Annotated in this window: 2 protein-coding genes; both read right to left on the bottom strand. The window is 61.3% G+C overall.

Annotation, left to right across the window (positions count from 1 at the left end; translation table 11 throughout):
- A partial coding sequence (locus PQR08_RS38560; RefSeq protein WP_408164474.1) for a helix-turn-helix domain-containing protein occupies positions 1-445 on the bottom strand: 445 nt, incomplete at its 3' end.
- Entirely contained in the window at positions 442-942 is a 501-nt protein-coding gene (locus tag PQR08_RS38555; protein WP_408164472.1) for a transposase, read from the bottom strand. The genes PQR08_RS38560 and PQR08_RS38555, both read right to left, overlap by 4 nt.
- Between the last annotated feature and the right edge of the window lie 63 nt (positions 943-1,005).

Below are 1,005 nucleotides of genomic sequence, written 5' to 3'. Positions count from 1 at the left end.
GGTACGTGATATCCCAGCTGTACAACTGGTTCGGTGCATCGGCGCAAACTGAACGGGGTTTGCTGCGTGCCTGTGCCGGCCGTTCGCTGCGCCGATGGGCGAGTTGCTTTTCGGCCTTCAGGACCCGGTAGAACGTCGATTCCGAGGCGATATAGCGTTGCTGGTCTGCCAGTCGAGGCACGATCTGGCTTGGCGGCAGATGACCGAATTCGGGCGAGTTCGCGATCGCCAGAAGCTCGGCGCGTTCGTCGGCAGAGAGCTTGTGACGCGGCTCATGGTGCCGTAACGAGCGCCCGTCCACCGCATCAGGTTCGCCGCGCTGCCAGCGCTGAACCGTTCGGGCACTGAGCCCCAGAATGTTGCACGCACGCGCCTGGCGAGCCCCGGCCAGGGTCGCCTCGCTGATCAGGCCGATCAATGCCTTGCGCTCCTCAGGGACCGTCATTCGGCCTCGCCCCCGAACAGCGCACGGTGCTTTTTTTGCAGCACCAACAGCGCCGCAGCTTCAGCCAGCGCTTTCTCTTTGCGTTTGAGTTCGCGCTGCAACTCGAGATTAGCCTGCTTCAGATCCCGCACTTCCTGGGCGCTCTCGCGCCGGATCCCGGTTCCACCGACGCTACAAAAATCCGCTCGCCACTGCGCGAGATGATGCGCGAACAGGCCGCGCTCGCGACACCAGCCGTTCAACGCTTCGTCGACCAGCCCGTGGCTCTCCTGCAAGGCCATCAGCCGTTCTTCCAGCGACCAGTCTTCCGGACGTCTTGCCTGTCCGGAGCTCGAGTTCCGGTTTGTGGCGGCGGCCCCTCTCATCCATTTCCTCAATGTCAGTACGTTCACGTTCAATTCGTCGGCCACTGCTCCAACTGTCCGGTCACCGCGCTGCAGGACCTTCGACAGTGCCTGCTCTTTGAACTCAACAGAATACGTTTGTTTCGCCTTCAACTTGTACCTCTGACTCTTCTTGATAAGAAAGTTCAGAGGCGACAACTACTATGACGCCGGGGG

It is taken from the genome of Caballeronia jiangsuensis, from assembly GCF_046030135.1.
In the GTDB taxonomy this organism is placed as follows: Bacteria; Pseudomonadota; Gammaproteobacteria; order Burkholderiales; family Burkholderiaceae; genus Caballeronia; species Caballeronia jiangsuensis.
Note: the sequence above shows the minus strand (reverse complement) of the source record. Positions and strands in the feature narration are given on the sequence as shown.